Origin of the sequence: Micromonospora sp. CPCC 206171, assembly GCF_036906755.1 — a bacterium.
In the GTDB taxonomy this organism is placed as follows: domain Bacteria; phylum Actinomycetota; class Actinomycetes; order Mycobacteriales; family Micromonosporaceae; genus Micromonospora; species Micromonospora purpureochromogenes.
Genome location: NZ_JBAKHT010000010.1, coordinates 108,418 through 122,979, shown reverse-complemented (window position 1 = coordinate 122,979; position 14,562 = coordinate 108,418). Strand labels below are relative to the sequence as shown.

12 protein-coding genes and 1 pseudogene are annotated in these 14,562 nt (G+C 75.0%); 4 read left to right on the top strand and 9 right to left on the bottom strand.

Going from position 1 to position 14,562, the window contains the following annotated elements:
• Positions 1–129 precede the first annotated feature (129 nt).
• A complete protein-coding gene (locus V6U89_RS14590) occupies positions 130–2,262 on the top strand; it encodes a transglycosylase domain-containing protein (RefSeq protein ID WP_334571548.1) in 2,133 nt (710 codons plus the stop codon).
• Between the two features lie 83 nt (positions 2,263–2,345).
• Here V6U89_RS14590 and V6U89_RS14585 read toward each other — a convergent pair whose 3' ends face one another.
• Together V6U89_RS14585 and V6U89_RS14580 are read right to left on the bottom strand one after the other, a co-directional pair.
• The gene (locus V6U89_RS14585) at positions 2,346–2,915 is read right to left on the bottom strand and encodes a GNAT family N-acetyltransferase (RefSeq protein ID WP_334571546.1); all 570 of its coding nucleotides are present in this window, start codon (positions 2,913–2,915) and stop codon (positions 2,346–2,348) included.
• Positions 2,912–4,279 (bottom strand): cobyrinate a,c-diamide synthase, encoded by a 1,368-nt coding sequence (locus V6U89_RS14580; RefSeq protein WP_334571545.1) that lies wholly within the window; start codon positions 4,277–4,279, stop codon positions 2,912–2,914. The genes V6U89_RS14585 and V6U89_RS14580 overlap by 4 nt, the downstream gene beginning before the upstream one ends.
• A 172-nt stretch (positions 4,280–4,451) precedes the next feature.
• Between V6U89_RS14580 and V6U89_RS14575 the strand changes: the two genes are divergently transcribed.
• The gene (locus V6U89_RS14575) at positions 4,452–5,267 is read left to right on the top strand and encodes an SURF1 family cytochrome oxidase biogenesis protein (protein WP_334571544.1); all 816 of its coding nucleotides are present in this window, start codon (positions 4,452–4,454) and stop codon (positions 5,265–5,267) included.
• 87 nt (positions 5,268–5,354) lie between these two features.
• The gene (locus V6U89_RS14570) at positions 5,355–6,155 is read left to right on the top strand and encodes a hypothetical protein (protein ID WP_334571543.1); all 801 of its coding nucleotides are present in this window, start codon (positions 5,355–5,357) and stop codon (positions 6,153–6,155) included.
• A 12-nt stretch (positions 6,156–6,167) separates the two neighbouring features.
• Here the strand turns inward: V6U89_RS14570 and V6U89_RS14565 are convergent, their stop codons facing one another.
• From V6U89_RS14565 to V6U89_RS14550, 4 genes and pseudogenes are all read right to left on the bottom strand, one after another.
• Positions 6,168–7,751, bottom strand: coding sequence for an ATP-dependent DNA ligase (locus V6U89_RS14565; RefSeq protein ID WP_334571541.1), 1,584 nt, complete (start codon positions 7,749–7,751; stop codon positions 6,168–6,170).
• Positions 7,752–7,834: 83 nt separating this feature from the next.
• Positions 7,835–8,041 carry a hypothetical protein gene (locus V6U89_RS14560; RefSeq protein ID WP_088975693.1) on the bottom strand — a complete coding sequence of 69 codons (207 nt, stop codon included), beginning with the start codon at positions 8,039–8,041 and terminating at the stop codon, positions 7,835–7,837.
• Between the two features lie 73 nt (positions 8,042–8,114).
• Entirely contained in the window at positions 8,115–9,467 is a 1,353-nt protein-coding gene (locus tag V6U89_RS14555) for a dipeptidase (protein ID WP_334571616.1), read from the bottom strand.
• A pseudogene (locus V6U89_RS14550) lies at positions 9,430–10,208 on the bottom strand (uridine kinase family protein). The gene V6U89_RS14555 and the pseudogene V6U89_RS14550 overlap by 38 nt, the downstream one beginning before the upstream one ends.
• Positions 10,209–10,472: 264 nt before the next feature.
• Between V6U89_RS14550 and V6U89_RS14545 the strand changes: the two are divergent.
• Positions 10,473–10,874: a rhodanese-like domain-containing protein gene (locus V6U89_RS14545; RefSeq protein WP_154942725.1), complete on the top strand. Its 402-nt coding sequence runs from the start codon at positions 10,473–10,475 to the stop codon at positions 10,872–10,874.
• Between the two features lie 113 nt (positions 10,875–10,987).
• Here the strand turns inward: V6U89_RS14545 and V6U89_RS14540 are convergent, their stop codons facing one another.
• The 3 genes from V6U89_RS14540 to ssb all read right to left on the bottom strand — a co-directional run bounded on the left by V6U89_RS14540 (position 10,988) and on the right by ssb (position 14,423).
• A complete protein-coding gene (locus V6U89_RS14540; protein ID WP_334571540.1) occupies positions 10,988–12,532 on the bottom strand; it encodes a cobyric acid synthase in 1,545 nt (514 codons plus the stop codon).
• Entirely contained in the window at positions 12,529–13,542 is a 1,014-nt protein-coding gene (locus tag V6U89_RS14535) for a cobalamin biosynthesis protein (protein ID WP_334571538.1), read from the bottom strand. Before V6U89_RS14535 ends, V6U89_RS14540 begins: the two co-directional genes overlap by 4 nt.
• 140 nt (positions 13,543–13,682) lie before the next feature.
• Complete coding sequence (gene ssb / locus V6U89_RS14530; RefSeq protein WP_334571537.1) at positions 13,683–14,423, bottom strand: single-stranded DNA-binding protein; 741 nt, start codon at positions 14,421–14,423, stop codon at positions 13,683–13,685.
• Between the last annotated feature and the right edge of the window lie 139 nt (positions 14,424–14,562).

Genomic DNA, 14,562 nt, shown 5'->3' with positions numbered 1-14,562 from the left:
GTGATCCTGCCGGGAAGCCGCCGTACGGGACAGCGGATCCCAACGTGGGTCGCGTCACCGCTCGGCGACAGTCTCGCCCGTTTATGAATTCTTCTCATTTCCGAATCGGAAATGTCATAACTTGACCCTGTGAGCAACCGACCCCTTGCTGCCGCTGGTCGTACCGTTCCGCTTCTCCGCGCCGGGCTCATCGCCGGCATCGTCGTCGCCGCCGTGGCCTACCCGTTGGCCGCGTTCACCGGCCTCGGCGCCAAGGCCACCGCGCACGCCGTGGAGCAGAAGACGAGCATCCTGCGCACCGCGCTGCCGGCCGAGACCTCGTACCTCTACGCCCCGGACGGCAAGACGATCCTGACCATGTTCTACGAGGAGTACCGGCAGTACACGAAGCTGTCGGACATGTCGCCGAACATCCAGCAGGCGATCGTCGCCGCCGAGGACAACCGCTTCTACCAGCACCACGGCGTCGACCCGAAGGGCGTCGCCCGCGCCTTCGTGGCCAACGCCCGATCCAGCGGCGTCTCCCAGGGCGCCTCCACCCTGACCATGCAGTACGTCCGGATGGCGCTGCGGGACAGCGCCAAGACGCCGAAGGAGGTCCAGGAGGCCACCCAGCAGACCAGCCTGCGCAAGGTCAAGGAGATGCGGATGGCCCTGGACATCGAGAAGGAGCTGACCAAGGAGGAGATCCTGGAGCGCTACCTCAACTCGGCGTACTTCGGCCACCGGGCGTACGGCATCTACGCCGCCGCGCAGATCTTCTTCTCCAAGACCCCGGCCACCCTCACCCCGGTCGAGGCGGCCACCCTCGCCGGGCTGGTCAAGTCCCCCTCCGAGTACGACCCGATCACCTCGGACCAGAAGGACGCCACCGGCCGGCGCAACTACGTGCTCGACCGGATGGCCCAGCTCGGTTACCTCTCCCCGGACGCCGCGGCGGCGGCCCGATCGGAGCCCATCCGGACCCGGGTGACGACCCCGGCCAACGACTGCACCTCACTGCCCAGCAAGTACCAGAGCTGGGGCTTCGCCTGCGACTACGTCAAGAACTGGTGGAGCGCGCAGTCCGCGTTCGGCGAGAACCGGCTGGAGCGGATGGACAAGCTGCGCCGGGGCGGCTACCGGATCGTGCTCAGCCTCGACCCGAAGATCCAGTCGGCGGCGGAGAAGAACGTCGGCGCCAAGGACGGCGTCGGCAGCCCCTTCGCCAACGGCATCGTCGTGGCCGAACCGGGCACCGGCCGGGTGAAGGCGATGGCGGTGAACCGGACGTACTCGCTGGACCTCACCGAGAACCCGTCCAGCTCCAACCCGGAGGCCGGCCCCACCGTCAAGGCGAACTACCCGAACACGGTGGCGCCCCTGCTCGGCGGCGGCAGCCTCCCCGGCTACCAGGCCGGATCGACGTTCAAGATGTTCCCGATGCTCGCCGCGCTGGACGCCGGGATGCCGCTGTCCACCGAGTACAACTCGCCGTACCGGTACCAGTCGAGGGTCTACGACGGCTGGGCCCCGTCCAACGCCAGCGGGGCGATGACCGGCCGGCAGACCATGTGGTCCGGCTTCGGCAAGTCGGTGAACACCTACTTCGTGCAACTGGAGGAGCAGATCGGCGCGGACAAGGGGGTACGGCTCGCCGAGCAGCTCGGGCTGCGCTGGCGCACCGACGTGGACCGGGACCACGCCTCCCCGGCCAAGGCCAAGAAGTGGGGCGCGTTCACCCTGGGCGTCTCCGACGCCACCCCGCTGGAGCTGGCCAACGCGTACGCCGCGATCGCCGCCGACGGCCGGTACTGCGAGGCGATGCCGGTCATGTCGATCACCAACCGGGACGGCACACCGGCGACGTACCGGACAGCGTCCGGCATCCAGCGGGAGGTGGCCAAGCCGCGCTGCCGGCAGGTGGTGAGCGCGGACGCGGCCCGGGCCGCCACCGACGCCGCCCGCTGCCCGACCGGGGACACCCCGGCGAAGGGGAGCTGCGGGGGCTGGTCGACGGCGGACAGCGTCCGGGGCACGGTGGGCCGCCCGGTGGCCGGCAAGACCGGTACCACGGACAGCACCCGGTCGGCCTGGTTCGTCGCCTACACGCCCGAACTGGCGGCGGCGAGCTTCATCGCCGACCCCGACAACCCGTTCAACGCGGTGGGTGACGGCCAGTCCCAGGTCCCCGTCGTCGCGGTCGCCCAGACGCTGCGCGACGGCCTCAAGGGCACGGCCCCCCGCCAGTTCACCCCACCGTCGGACCGCATCGTGGGGTGAGACCGGCCCGCCCGCCCGGATGACCGGGAGCGCTGCGTCAGGAACGGTGCGGTTCCTGGCGCAGCGCTTCTGTCCGCGGGCGGTCAGTGCAGGTCGGCGGCGACCAGGGACCAGAGTTCCAGGTCGACCCGGGCGCCCCGGACGAAACCGGCGTTGCGCAGCAGGCCCTCGTAGCTGAAGCCGGCCTTCTCCGCGACCCGGCGCGACGCCACGTTGCCCGGAGCCACCCGCAGCTCGACCCGCTGGAAGCCGTGCTCCAGGATCAGCGCGATGGCCAGCGCGTCCACCGCCTCGGCGGCCAGCCCGAACCCACGGGCGTGCGGGGCGAGGGCGTACGACACCTCGGTGAGCCGGGCGCCCCAGTCCGTGCGCCGGGTCCACAGGCAGCCGACCACCCGGGCGTCCTCCCGGCGCACCACCGCGTAGTGGTCGCCGTCGCCGCTGTCACGCCGCTGCCGGGCCAGGTCCGTGCACCAGGCCGACCCGTCGATCTGCCCGTTGGCGTCGGCCAGCGGCAGCCAGCGCTGGGTCTGCCGGTCAGCGAACACCTCGTCGACCGCGCCGGCGTCCGCCGCCCCCAGCTGGCGCACCTCCGTACGCGGGGTGGAGACGGTCAGCGTCGGGAAGCGGCGGACGGCCACCTGCCCGATCACGCCGGCGCTCCGACGCCCTCGGCAATCCCGGCCGCCGACACCAGTCGGGTCGCGATGGCCGGGTCGGCCGCCCAGTGCAGGCCCAACTGCGAGGCGTGCACGCCCCGCCAGACGAAACCCTCGGGAGCGCCGCCCTCCCAGCTCCACGCCGGGCGCTCACCGGCGCGGGGCGTGAGCACCGCGCCGTGCTGCTTGTGGCCGACCACGGCCGCCCCGGCCTCGGCGACCACGCTGGCGGTGCGGGCGGTCGCCTCGCGGTAGCCGACGACCAGGCCGTCGCGGCTGGCGCCGATCGCGTCCAGCACCCCGCACATCGGCCGGCCGTCCAGCTCGCGGGACAGCCAGAGCAGGCCCGCCCCCTCGGCGAGCACCGGGCGGCCGGTGCGGGCCAGTTCGGCCACGGCGATGCAGAGCCGGCGGTTGGCGGAGAGTTCGGCGGCGGACGACTCGGGCAGGCCGGCGCCGACCACCAGCGCCCGGGTGCCGGCGGGTAGCGCCTCGTCGCGCAGCGGGTCGACGGTGACCACCTCGGCGCCCGCCGCGCGCAGCAGCTCGGCCGTCTCGGCGTAGCTGTAGCTGCCGCCCGGCCCACCGGCCAGCGCGACCAGCGGGCGGCCCTCGACCGGGGCGGCCGGCGACGGCGACCACGGCTCGACCGGCAGCGCGGGCGCGGAGCGGGCCAGCGCCAGCAGCCGGTCCAGCTCGACGGTGCCGGCCACCGCCTCACCGAGGCGGCGCACCGCGCGGGCCGCCTCGGCATCGCCGCCGATCACCGGCAGCACGCCGTGCCGCCGGGCGGGCAGCACCGGGGGCAGCTCGTGGCGGCGCAGCGCGCCGTAGACGGGGACGTCGACGTCGTCGAGGGCCTGGCGCAGCATCGCCTCGTGGCGCGGGGACGCGACCTGGGTGAGGATCACCCCGCCGAGCCAGAGCTGGTCGTCGTAGGAGCGGAAGCCGTGCACCAGGGCGGCCACCGACTGCCCCATCGCCGCCACGTCCACCACCAGCACGACCGGGCTGCGCAGGGCGGTGGCCACGGCCGCCGTGGACTCCGCCTCGGGGCGCCCGGCGACCGAGTCGTACAGGCCCATGGTGCCCTGCACCACGGCCAGCTCGGCACCGGCCGCGCCGTGCGCGAAGAGCGGGCCGAGCCGGTCCGCGCCGACCAGCCTCGCGTCGAGGTTGCGGCCGGGTCGACCGGCGGCGAGGCCGAGGTACGCGGCGTCGACGTGGTCCGGGCCGACCTTGAAGCCGGCGACGTCCAGGCCCCGTTCGGCGAGGGCGGCGAGCAGCCCGATGGCCAGCGCGTTGGTGCCGTGTCCGGAGGACGGCGCGCTGAGCACGAGGCGCGGCACGGCGGTCATCTCGACTCCTCGCGGGCGACGGGTGGTGGCAAGCGGACGACCGGGAAGATCTCCGACCGGAGATCCGCTCGCGTGACCATACCCGCCCAGACCGACAGGCGGCGGCCGCCGACCGGTCGGGGCACCGAGCCGTCGCGGTCGGTGGCCCCGGTCATACGGGTAGCCTCGTGGCGTGTACCGGTTCCTCCTGACCCCACGCTGGCTGGGCGTCTTCGCGCTGACCCTGGTCGCCGCCGCGGTGATGGTGCTGCTCGGCAACTGGCAGCTGGACCGCTACGAGCAGCGCACGGCGGTCAACGAGCGCATCGACGCCGGCAGCCGGGGCACCGCCGCGCCGCTGCGCGACGCGCTGCCCGCACCCACCGGCGGGGCGGGCTCGGTCGGCCCGGCCCCCGCCGAGCAGGTCGAGTGGAGCCGGGTCACCGCCACCGGCCGGTACGACGCCGCGAACGTGGTCCTGATCCGTGGCCGGACCGTCGACAGCAAGGTCGGATTCGAGGTGCTCGCCCCGCTGGTGCTGACCGACGGCACGGCCGTACTGGTCGACCGGGGCTGGGTCCCGCCCGCACCGGGCGGCGCGATGGCCATGCCGCAGGTGCCCGCCCTGCCCACCGGCGAGGTGACGGTGGTGGGCCGGGTGCACCCCACCGAGTCCGGCGGGGCCGGCGTGGACCGGCGCGACGGCCGGCTGGAGACCCGCCGGGTCACCGTGGACAAGATCGCCCGCGAGCTGCCGTACCCGGTGCACGGGGCGTACCTGCTGCTGGACGAGCAGACCCCGGCGAACGACCCGGCCTTCCGCGCGGTGCCGATCGGGCACGCCAACAACTGGCAGAACTTCGGCTACGTGATCCAGTGGTGGCTCTTCGCCGCGATGTCGCTCTTCGGCTACGGCTGGGTCGCCCGTCGGGAGGCCCGGCGGGCGGCGGGGCTGGACGCGCCGAAGGGTCCGGTCGACCGGGCAGCGGAACCGGCCACTCCGGCCTGACGGCGCGACCGCCGGTCTCCTCGGCGGGATGAAACCGGACAGTCGGGCGGGCCACGGGACAGCAGAGGACGTTGTAGTGTCCGGCCCGTGATCAACGAGCCGGCGACCCCTGATCCCACCGCCGCCCCGTCGGAGCCGGCGACGGCGGCGTACCCGGCCTACGACCCGTGGAGCGCCACGCCGCCCTCGGACACCGCGCCGTTCTCCGCGCCGCCGGCACCGCACACCGCACCCACCGCGCAGTTCCCCGCACCGCACCCCGCCGCACCGCACCCCGGCGCCCCGACCGCGCCGTACGGCATGCCGCCGGCGGGACCGGTCGGACACGTACCCCCGCAGTCGCCGCCGACCGCGCAGCTGCCCGTGGCGTACTCCGCGCCGCCCGCGACGGCCCAGTTCTCCGCGCCGCCGGCCCACCTCCCGTCGCCGCCGTTCCCGGTGCCGGCCCAGTTCTCCGCGCCGCCGGCCCGACCGGGGCCGCATCCGCCGGTGCCCGCGCCGGCGCTGCTGCCCGCCGGTTACCCGCCGGCCCGACCGGACGTGGTGGCGGTGCAGATCGGCGAAATCGTGGTCAGCCCGCCGGTGATCCGGACGCCGGCCGGGGTGCTGCCGCTGGCCGGCGCCTCCTGGCAGGTGACGGACTTCTGGCAGAAGGAGGAGAAGATCGCCACCTGGGCGCTGGTCTGCGCCATCGTGGGCTTCTTCTGCCTGACCTTCTTCAGCCTGCTCTTCCTGCTGATCAAGGAGACCCGCCACCACGGCACGGTCCAGGTGACGGTCGTCAACGGCGCGCACCAATATGTGGCCCGGATCCCGGTGCTGGACCAGGGCCAGGTGCAGCACATCAACAACCAGGTGAACTACGCCCGGTCGCTGTCGACGTTCTGATCCCGGGGCGGGTCAGCCGCCGGCCCGCCCGGCGTGGATCGCCCGGACCATGTCGATGGTGTCCGCCTCGGCGGCGGACTTGTCCTCGCGGTAGCGCACCACCCGGGCGAAGCGCAGCGCCATCCCGCCCGGGTAGCGGGAACTGGTCTGCACCCCGTCGAAGGCGATCTCGACCACCTGCTCGGGGCGGACCCGGACGACCCAGTCGCCGCGCTCGACCGCCAGCGACAGGAACCGCTCGGTCTGCCAGCGCAGCAGCTCGTCGGTGAGGCCCTTGAACGTCTTGCCGAGCATCACGAAGTCGCCGGTGCGCGGATCCCGCGCACCGAGGTGCAGGTTGGAGAGCCAGCCCTGCCGTCGGCCGCTGCCCCACTCCACCGCCAGCACCACCAGGTCGAGGGTGTGCCGGGGCTTGACCTTCACCCAGGCCGCGCCGCGCCGGCCCGCGTCGTAGGGCGCGTCCGGCGCCTTCACCACGACGCCCTCCTGGCCGGCGTCGACGGCGGCGGCGAAGGCCACGGCGGCCCGCTCGGCGTCGTCCACCTCCATCCGGCCGACCAGCAGCGACTCGTCGACGGCGCCGGCCAGCGCCGCCCACCGCTCCCGGCCGGGCCGGTCGATCAGATCCTCGCCGTCGAGGTGCAGCAGGTCGAAGAAGTACGGCGTCAGCACCGTCTGGCCGGTCGTCTCGGCGGCGGCGAGCACCGCCGGGGCGACCGGAGCGCCACCGGTGGTGCTCGGCGTGGTGCGGCGGGCGGCCCGACTGGAGGTCTGCTGGAACGGCAGCGGACGGCCGGTGGCGTCCAGCCCGATGGCCTCGCCGTCGAGCACCAGCTCGCGGGCGGGGAGCGCGCGCACGGCGGCGACCACCTCCGGAACCCGGGTGGTGCACTCCTCGAGGCTGCGGGTGAAGACAGCGATGTCGTCGCCGGAGCGGTGCACCTGGATCCGGATGCCGTCGAGCTTGACGTCCACCACCGCCGGTACGCCGGTGGCGTCGAGCGCCGCGTCGACCGACGGGGCGCTCTGCGCCAGCATCGGGGCGAGCGGTCGGCCGACCTGGAGCCCGAACTCGGCCAGCGCGGCGGCGCCCCCGGAGAGCGCGGCGACCGCCACCGCGCGCAGGTCGCCCGCGAGCAGCAGGGCCCGGCGGACGGCCGCGACCGGCACCTCGGCGGCCCGGGCGATGGCGTCGGCGAGCAGCCCCGCCTGGGCACCCTGGCGCAGCTCCCCGCTGAACAGCCCGACCAGCAGTCGCTGCTCGTCGGCGGTCGCGGCGGCGAAGAGAGCGCCCAGCAGCTCCCGCCGGCGGGCCTGCGAGCCGGGGCCGCTGACCGCCGCGATCCGGTCGATTGCCGCGTCCACGGCGGCCACGGTCAGGGACGGCTCGGCGGCCGGTGCCGGCAGGTCGCGCAGGGCGGCCCAGCCGACGCCGGTCTGCCGCTGGCGCAGCTCCCCGGCGAGGTAGCCGGAGCCGGCCGGCACCTCGATCGGGTCGAGCGCCCGCAGCGCGGCGGCGAGCAGCTCCACCTTGGCCCGCCGGCTGCTGGTGGCGCCGACCGCCGCGGAGGTGGCTGCCAGGTCGAGGAACCGCACGGCCTCATCCTGCCAGCCACCCCCGACACCACCCGGGCATTGCCGTGCCCGGGCCGTCCTGATGGGCGGCGCGGGACAGCCACTTAGGCGGAGACGGGCTCCTCGATGCGCAGGCCCCGGGCCCGCACCTCGTCGGCGACCCGGGACAGGACGCCGTCGAGGGCGACCAGCGCGGCCGAGAGCTCGCCGAGCTGTTCCTTGAGCGTGTCCTCGGGCCACGCGGAGACGTCGACGTCCCCCAGTGCACTCACGGCGGCTTCGAGCCGCGCCATCACGTCGTTCGTACGCATGTTCGAAAGGCTATAACAGCCCTGCGCCCGACACACCGCAAACTCCGACATCGGCCCCGAAGTTACGGTTCCGTCACCTGGAGCTGTGCCCCACCTCGGCGACCCGGGCCAGCAGCAGCGCCTCGGCCAGGCAGACCCGGGCGAACTCGCCCAGGTGCAGGCTCTCGTTCGGGCCGTGCGCCCGCGCGTGCGGGTCCTCCACGCCGGTGACCAGGACCGCGGCCTGCGGGAACATCTCCTGGAAGGTGGCGATGAACGGGATGGAGCCGCCGACGCCGATGTCCACCGGGTCGGTGCCGTCCCAGGCAACCCGGAACGCCGAACGCGCCGCGTCGAACATCGGCCCGGTGGCGTCGATGACGCAGGGGTCCCCGTCGTGCTCGAAGGTGACCGTCACCTGGGCGCCCCACGGAGCGTGCTTCTCCAGGTGGGTACGAAGCAGGTCGTACGCGCGCGTCCGGTCGTCGCCCGGCGCCAGCCGTACGCTCAGCTTGGCCTTGGCCGACGGCACCAGCGCGTTCGGCGCCTCGCCGGTGGCCGGGGCGTCGATGCCGAGGACGGCGAGCGCCGGCTTGGTCCAGAGCCGGTCGGTGATCCGGCCCGTCCCGAAGAGGGAGGCGCCCGCGACCAGGCCGGCCTCGGTGCGGAACCGGTCCGCGGGGTAGTCGACGGTGGCGCCCTCCCGGCCGACCAGCCCCTCCACGGCGACGTCACCCGCGTCGTCGTGCAGGGTTGCCAGCAGCCGGACCAGCGCGGTCAGCGCGTCCGGCACCGCACCGCCGAACATGCCGCTGTGCACCGCGTGGTCGAGGGTGCGCACCTCGACGAAGCAGTTGACGATGCCGCGCAGCGAGGTGGTCAGCGCCGGCACGCCGACGTCCCAGTTGGTGGAGTCGGCGATCACGATCACGTCGGAGGCGATCTCTTGGCGGTGCTCGGCGAGCAGCCGCTCCAGGGAGTCGGAGCCGTACTCCTCCTCGCCTTCGATGAAGAGGACCACGCCGACCGGAAGCTGGTCGCCGAAGGCGCGCAGCGCCGCGACGTGCGCCATGATGCCGGCCTTGTCGTCGGCGGCGCCCCGGCCGTAGAGGCGGCCGTCCCGCTCGACCGGCTCGAACGGGTCGGACTCCCAGAGCGACAGGTCGCCGACCGGCTGCACGTCGTGGTGGGCGTACAGCAGGACGGTGGGCGCCCCGGGCGGCGCCGGCTTCGTCCCGATCACCGCCGGCTGGCCGCCGGAGCGGACGATCCGGGTGTCGAGGCCGCAGCCGCGCAGCAGCTCCGCGACGGCCTCGGCGGAACGCTCCACGTGCGAGTGGTCGAAGCCCTCGAAGGCGATGCCGGGGATGCGGACGAGTCGTTCCAGGTCGGCACGGACACCGGGCAGTTCACGCTCGACGGCGGCCCGCACCTCGGACTCGGACATGATCGGTGTGGTCATGACCGGCATCGTATTCCGCCCTTACCTCGGCGCACCTCGCGAGGCCGCGTCGCCACAGCTCGCGGGGTGGCGCACGAGGTAGCGCGCGGCGTCGTGCGGCAGCGCCGGCGCGCCGTCGACCACCAGGTCCGCGTGCGCGGCGGTGCTATCGGCGGCGAAGTGCGCGCGTTCCCCGGCGTGCCAGCGGCGCAGCTCCGGCAGGATCTGCGGGCCGTCGCGGTCCAGCGCCCGGGCCCGGCGCAGCGGCGCCGGGGCGGTGACGAAAACCGCGAGGCTCAGCTCGGGGCGGATCGTCGCCCGCGCCGCGCTCACCCCCTCCACCACCAGCACCGGCGCGACCGGCACCGGCACCGCCCGGGGCAGGAAGCCCCGCCGCACCCAGCTGTAGCGCTGGTACGCCCCTTCCCGCCCGGCCCGCAGCGGCGCCAGCACCCGCTCCTCCAGCCGGGACCAGAAGGTGAACTGGTCGTCCCACCCGTCGAGCAGGTCGTCGGTGTGCACCACCGGTGGCCGCTCGCCGCCGGGCAGCGCGGCGAGGGCGTCCGCGAGGCGCGCGGCGAACACGCTCTTGCCCGCGCCGCTCGGCCCGTCGACTGCCACCAGTCGGGTACGCCCCAACCGCGCCGGCCGGGCCAGCACCCGGCGAGCCAGCGCCGCGTACGCCTCGACCACCGCCACCCGCGGCCGGCCGGGCTCCTCACCGACGTCCTCCCGGTCCCCCGTCACCCGGCCGGGCACCTCACCGACGTCCTCCCGCTCTCCCCTCACCCGCCCGGGCACCTCGCCGACGTCCTCCCGCTCTCCCCTCACCCGGCCGACGCTAGCGCCGCCGGGAGCCGCACGGACCCCCGGCCCGGTGGCCGTCCGCCCTGGTCGCGCCGGGTAATCGCGGTGTTGTCCCCCGTGAGCCTGGTTCCGTCTTCAGCCCGGCCGTTTCGCCCGGCGGTCCCTCCGGGTGACCGGCATGATCTGGATGTGCTGCATGACGTGATGAGTCCGGGCGTGGACGCCCTGCTGGAACAGGCCCGTGCCGGGCTGCGCCGGCTGAGTCCGCAGGAGACGGTCGAGGCGGTGCGGGCCGGCGCCCTGCTGGTCGACACCCGTACCGAGTCGCAGCGCCGCGAGCAGGGCGAGCTGCCCGGCGCGGTCGTCATCGACCGGACGGTGCTGGAGTGGCGGCTGGACCCGGCGAGCGAGTGGCGCATCCCCGAGGCGACCGGATACGACCGGGAGATCGTCGTGGTGTGCCGGCAGGGCTACGCCTCCAGCCTCGCCGCGGCGAGCCTGCAGGCGCTGGGGCTGCGCAACGCGACCGACATGATCGGCGGGGTGCAGGCGTGGCGGGAGGCGGGACTGCCGTTCTCCGACGAGCCCGCCGACATCCGCCCGTGACCGGGCCGCGCCAGCCGGGCCCGCTCAGCGATGGCGGCGAGGTTGCGGTATCCCAGCGAACGGGACACCACCACTTCCCGTAACCGGTGTCGATCAGGGGGCGGCCCGGCCGGTCAGATCGCCGGCGGGGCCCCGGGCGGGATGAACGGCAGGTCGGCCGGCGCGCCGGTCTCGACCAGCCGCCACAGCGCATCGGTGTCGAGGTGTTCCTCCACCAGGTCCCCGAGCAGGTCGAGCGAGCGCTCCCGGGCGGCGGCGAAGGCGGTGTCCGGCGCCACCTGGAAACCGTGCCGACCGGCAGTCCGGGCCACCTCGGTGAGGAACCGGCGGCGGAACTCGTCGGACTCGAACGCGCCGTGCCAGTGGGTGCCGTACACCGCGCCGAGGCGCGCGCCCTCACCGTCGCCGTCGGCGTACGTCAGCAGCGGGGGCAGGCCCGGGTCGGCGGTCGAGACGTACCCGTGGTGGATCTCGTAGCCGCGCACCGGGACGCCAGCGGCGGCGGTGCCCACCGCCTGCCGGACGGTCTTGCGCGGGTCGAAGGTGATCTCGACGGGGAGCAGGCCCAGCCCGGGGACGCTGCCCCGGCGGCTCTCCACCGCATCGTGGATGGCCCGGCCGAGCATCTGGAAGCCGCCGCAGATGCCGAGCAGCGGCCGGCCGGCGGCGGCGTGCGCGGTGACGGCGTCGGCGAGGCCGGTCTCGCGCAGCCAGGCCAGGTCGGCGACGGTGGACTTGGAGCCGGGCAGAACGATCAGGTCGGCGGCGGCCAGTTCGGCGGGCTCGACGGTCAGTCGAACCCGCACGCCCGGCTCGGTGGCGAGCGCCTCCACGTCGGTGGCGTTGCTGATCCGGGGCAGCCGGACCACGGCGACGTCCAGCCAGTCGGTGCCGCGGGGCGCGGCGGGCCGGCCGAGCACCCGCCCGTACGCGAGCGAGTCCTCGGCGTCGAGCCAGAGGTCGAGGTGCCAGGGCAGCACCCCGTACGTCGGGCGACCGGTGACCCCGCGCAGCATGTCGAGCCCCGGCTGGAGCAGCCCCAGGTCGCCCCGGAACTTGTTGATCACGAAGCCGGCGACCAGCGCCTGGTCGGCCGGGTCGAGCAGGGCGACGGTGCCGAACATCGAGGCGAACACCCCGCCCCGGTCGATGTCGCCGACGACGATGGTGGGCAGGCCGGCGTGCCGGGCCAGCCCCATGTTGACGTAGTCGCCGGCCCGCAGGTTGATCTCGGCCGGGCTACCGGCGCCCTCGCAGATCACCACGTCGTACGCCTCGCGCAGCTCGGCCAGGGCCGCGTACGCGGTCTCGGCGAGCTTCGGCCGCAGCTCGCGGAAGTTGCCGGCGGTGACGGTGTCGACGGCCTCGCCGAGCAGCACCACCTGGCTGGCCAGGTCGCTGCCGGGCTTGAGCAGCACCGGATTGAACCGCAGGTCGGGGGCGAGCCCGCAGGCGGCGGCCTGCATCGCCTGGGCGCGGCCGATCTCCCCGCCGCGGCCATCGGGGCCGACGACAACGGCGGAGTTGTTGGACATGTTCTGCGCCTTGAACGGGGCCACCGCGACCCCCTGGCGGTGCAGCCAGCGGCAGATGCCGGCGGTGAGCACGCTCTTGCCGGCGTCGGAGGTGGTGCCGGCGACCAGCAGCCCGCCGCTCACCGTCCACTCCCCCGGCCGCCGGCGCCCAGGCCGCGCAGCCCCCGCCGGCCCACCGCCGCCACCAACCGCCCGCCCGTCAGTGGCCAGGCGGCCGCGATCCCGAGCGCGGCCAGCCCGACGGCGCCGGAGATCCGGGCGGCCCGCCGGAGGTGCCGCGCCTCGGGGCGGGGGCCGTCGCCGAGGAACGGCCGCACCTCGGAGCGACCGAAGTACACGTTGCGCCCGCCGAGCCGGACGCCGAGGGCACCGGCCATCGCCGCCTCGCACTGGCCGGCGTTGGGGCTGGGGTGGTCGTCGCGGTCACGGCGCCAGACGTGCCAGGCGCGGGCCCGGTCGCCGTGTGCGGTCGGGGCGAGGGCGACGGTGAGCAGCCCGGTCAGCCGCGCCGGCACCAGGTTGAGCACGTCGTCGAGGCGGGCGGACGGGGTGCCGAAGCGGGCGTAGCGGGGCGAGCGGTGGCCGACCATGGCGTCGAGCGTGTTGGCCGCGCGGTAGCCGAGCAGGCCGGGCAGCCCGGCAACCGCTCCCCAGAGCAGTGGGGCGACCACCGCGTCGGAGGTGTTCTCGGCGACCGACTCGACGGTGGCCCGGGCCAGCTCGGACTCGTCGAGCGCGGACGGGTCCCGCCCGCAGAGGTGGCCCAGGCGGCGCCGGGCCGCCGGCAGGTCGCCGCCGCGCAGGGCGGACCCCATCACGCCGGCCTCGTGGCGCAGGGTGCGCCCGCCCAGCACCGTCCAGGTGCCCGCGGCCACGAGCAGACCCCGCAGCACCGGGTGCCGCCGGGTCGCCACGGTGGCGGCGGCGCCGAGCAGCACCGGCGCGCCGACGGCGAGCGTGGTGAAGACGGCGCCGGCGGCCCGGTCGGGGCGGTAGACCCGCCGTTCGAGGACACCGGCCGCACGGCCGTAGCCGGCCACCGGGTGCCAGCGACGCGGGTCGCCGAGCAGGGAGTCCAGGGCATACCCCGCCACCAGCCCTGCCGCGTTCGCCACGGCGGTCGCCTGACGCACCTCGCACCACCTCCGGCCGGCCAGCCTAGCCGTACGGCGGGGTGACCGACGCCGCCGTCGCCACCCCGCCCCCGCCCGTACGCCCGGTCGGGCCGCAGCGGCGCCACCCCTGCGCGGCTCACCGGCTCCGGCCCGCCTGGTCAGGCCGGCACCGGCACCCGGCCGCGCCCGCGCCGACCCCGCCCGGCCGGCGCGACGGCGGTCTCCTCCGGTACGGCGTCCAGCTCGCCCTCCCCGGCGCTCTGTTCGCCGTCCCCCGGCACCGGAGCCAGCTCGTCGCCGGACGCCGGCGTTTCGTCGCCCTCCTCGTCGAACGGGTCGGTCCGCTCGTCGAACCCGGTACCGGGCGGTTCGTGGCCGGCGCGGGGCACGGCGAAGCCGGAGAACTCGAAGTCCTCGTCGAACGGCCGGTCGTCCGGCGCGGCCGGCGCCTGCTCGTGCGGCACCGGCTCGGTCGGCTCGCCCTGTACCCGGCCGGCCGCCTCGGCGTCCTCGACGGTGCTGGTGGCCATGGTCGGCTTGTTGCGCAGGAACCGGCCCCGCCCGCGGGACAGGTCGTGCCCGACGGCGACCGCCTCCAGCTCGTAGAGGGTGCGGTGGTTGCCCGCGTCGTCGGTCCAGTCGCGGGTGTAGAGGCGGCCGGCCACCACCACCGGGTCGCCGACCATCACCGAGGCCGCCACCCCTTCGGCCAGCTTGCGCCAGCAGTTGACCCGGACGCGGAGGCTGTTGCCGTCCACCCACCGGCCGCTGTCCCGGTCGAGCCGGCGGGCGGTCGAGGCGACCTTGAAGTTGGCGACCAGGGTCTTGCTCTGCGTGGTACGGCGCCACTCGGGTGCCGTCAGGACATTACCGACAATTGTTACGTAGGTATCGAACATCGTCCCCTCCCAGGGGTCCAGGGCCTGCCGTGGCGAGTCGACTCGGTGCCGAGCCTGGCCGGGTCGGCGCCGCGCCGGGAGCGGACCGGACCCGCCTGTGGACAACCAGACCGCCTGTGGACAAGAACCTGATCAAGGG

Coding starts and splice junctions, on each gene's coding strand:
- V6U89_RS14580 (WP_334571545.1), bottom strand. CDS start 4,279: ATGACCGCCGTGCCGCGCCTCGTGCTCAGCGCGCCGTCCTCCGGACAC.
- V6U89_RS14560 (WP_088975693.1), bottom strand. CDS start 8,041: ATGCGTACGAACGACGTGATGGCGCGGCTCGAAGCCGCCGTGAGTGCA.
- V6U89_RS14555 (WP_334571616.1), bottom strand. CDS start 9,467: ATGTCCGAGTCCGAGGTGCGGGCCGCCGTCGAGCGTGAACTGCCCGGT.
- V6U89_RS14545 (WP_154942725.1), top strand. CDS start 10,473: ATGAGTCCGGGCGTGGACGCCCTGCTGGAACAGGCCCGTGCCGGGCTG.
- ssb (WP_334571537.1), bottom strand. CDS start 14,423: ATGTTCGATACCTACGTAACAATTGTCGGTAATGTCCTGACGGCACCC.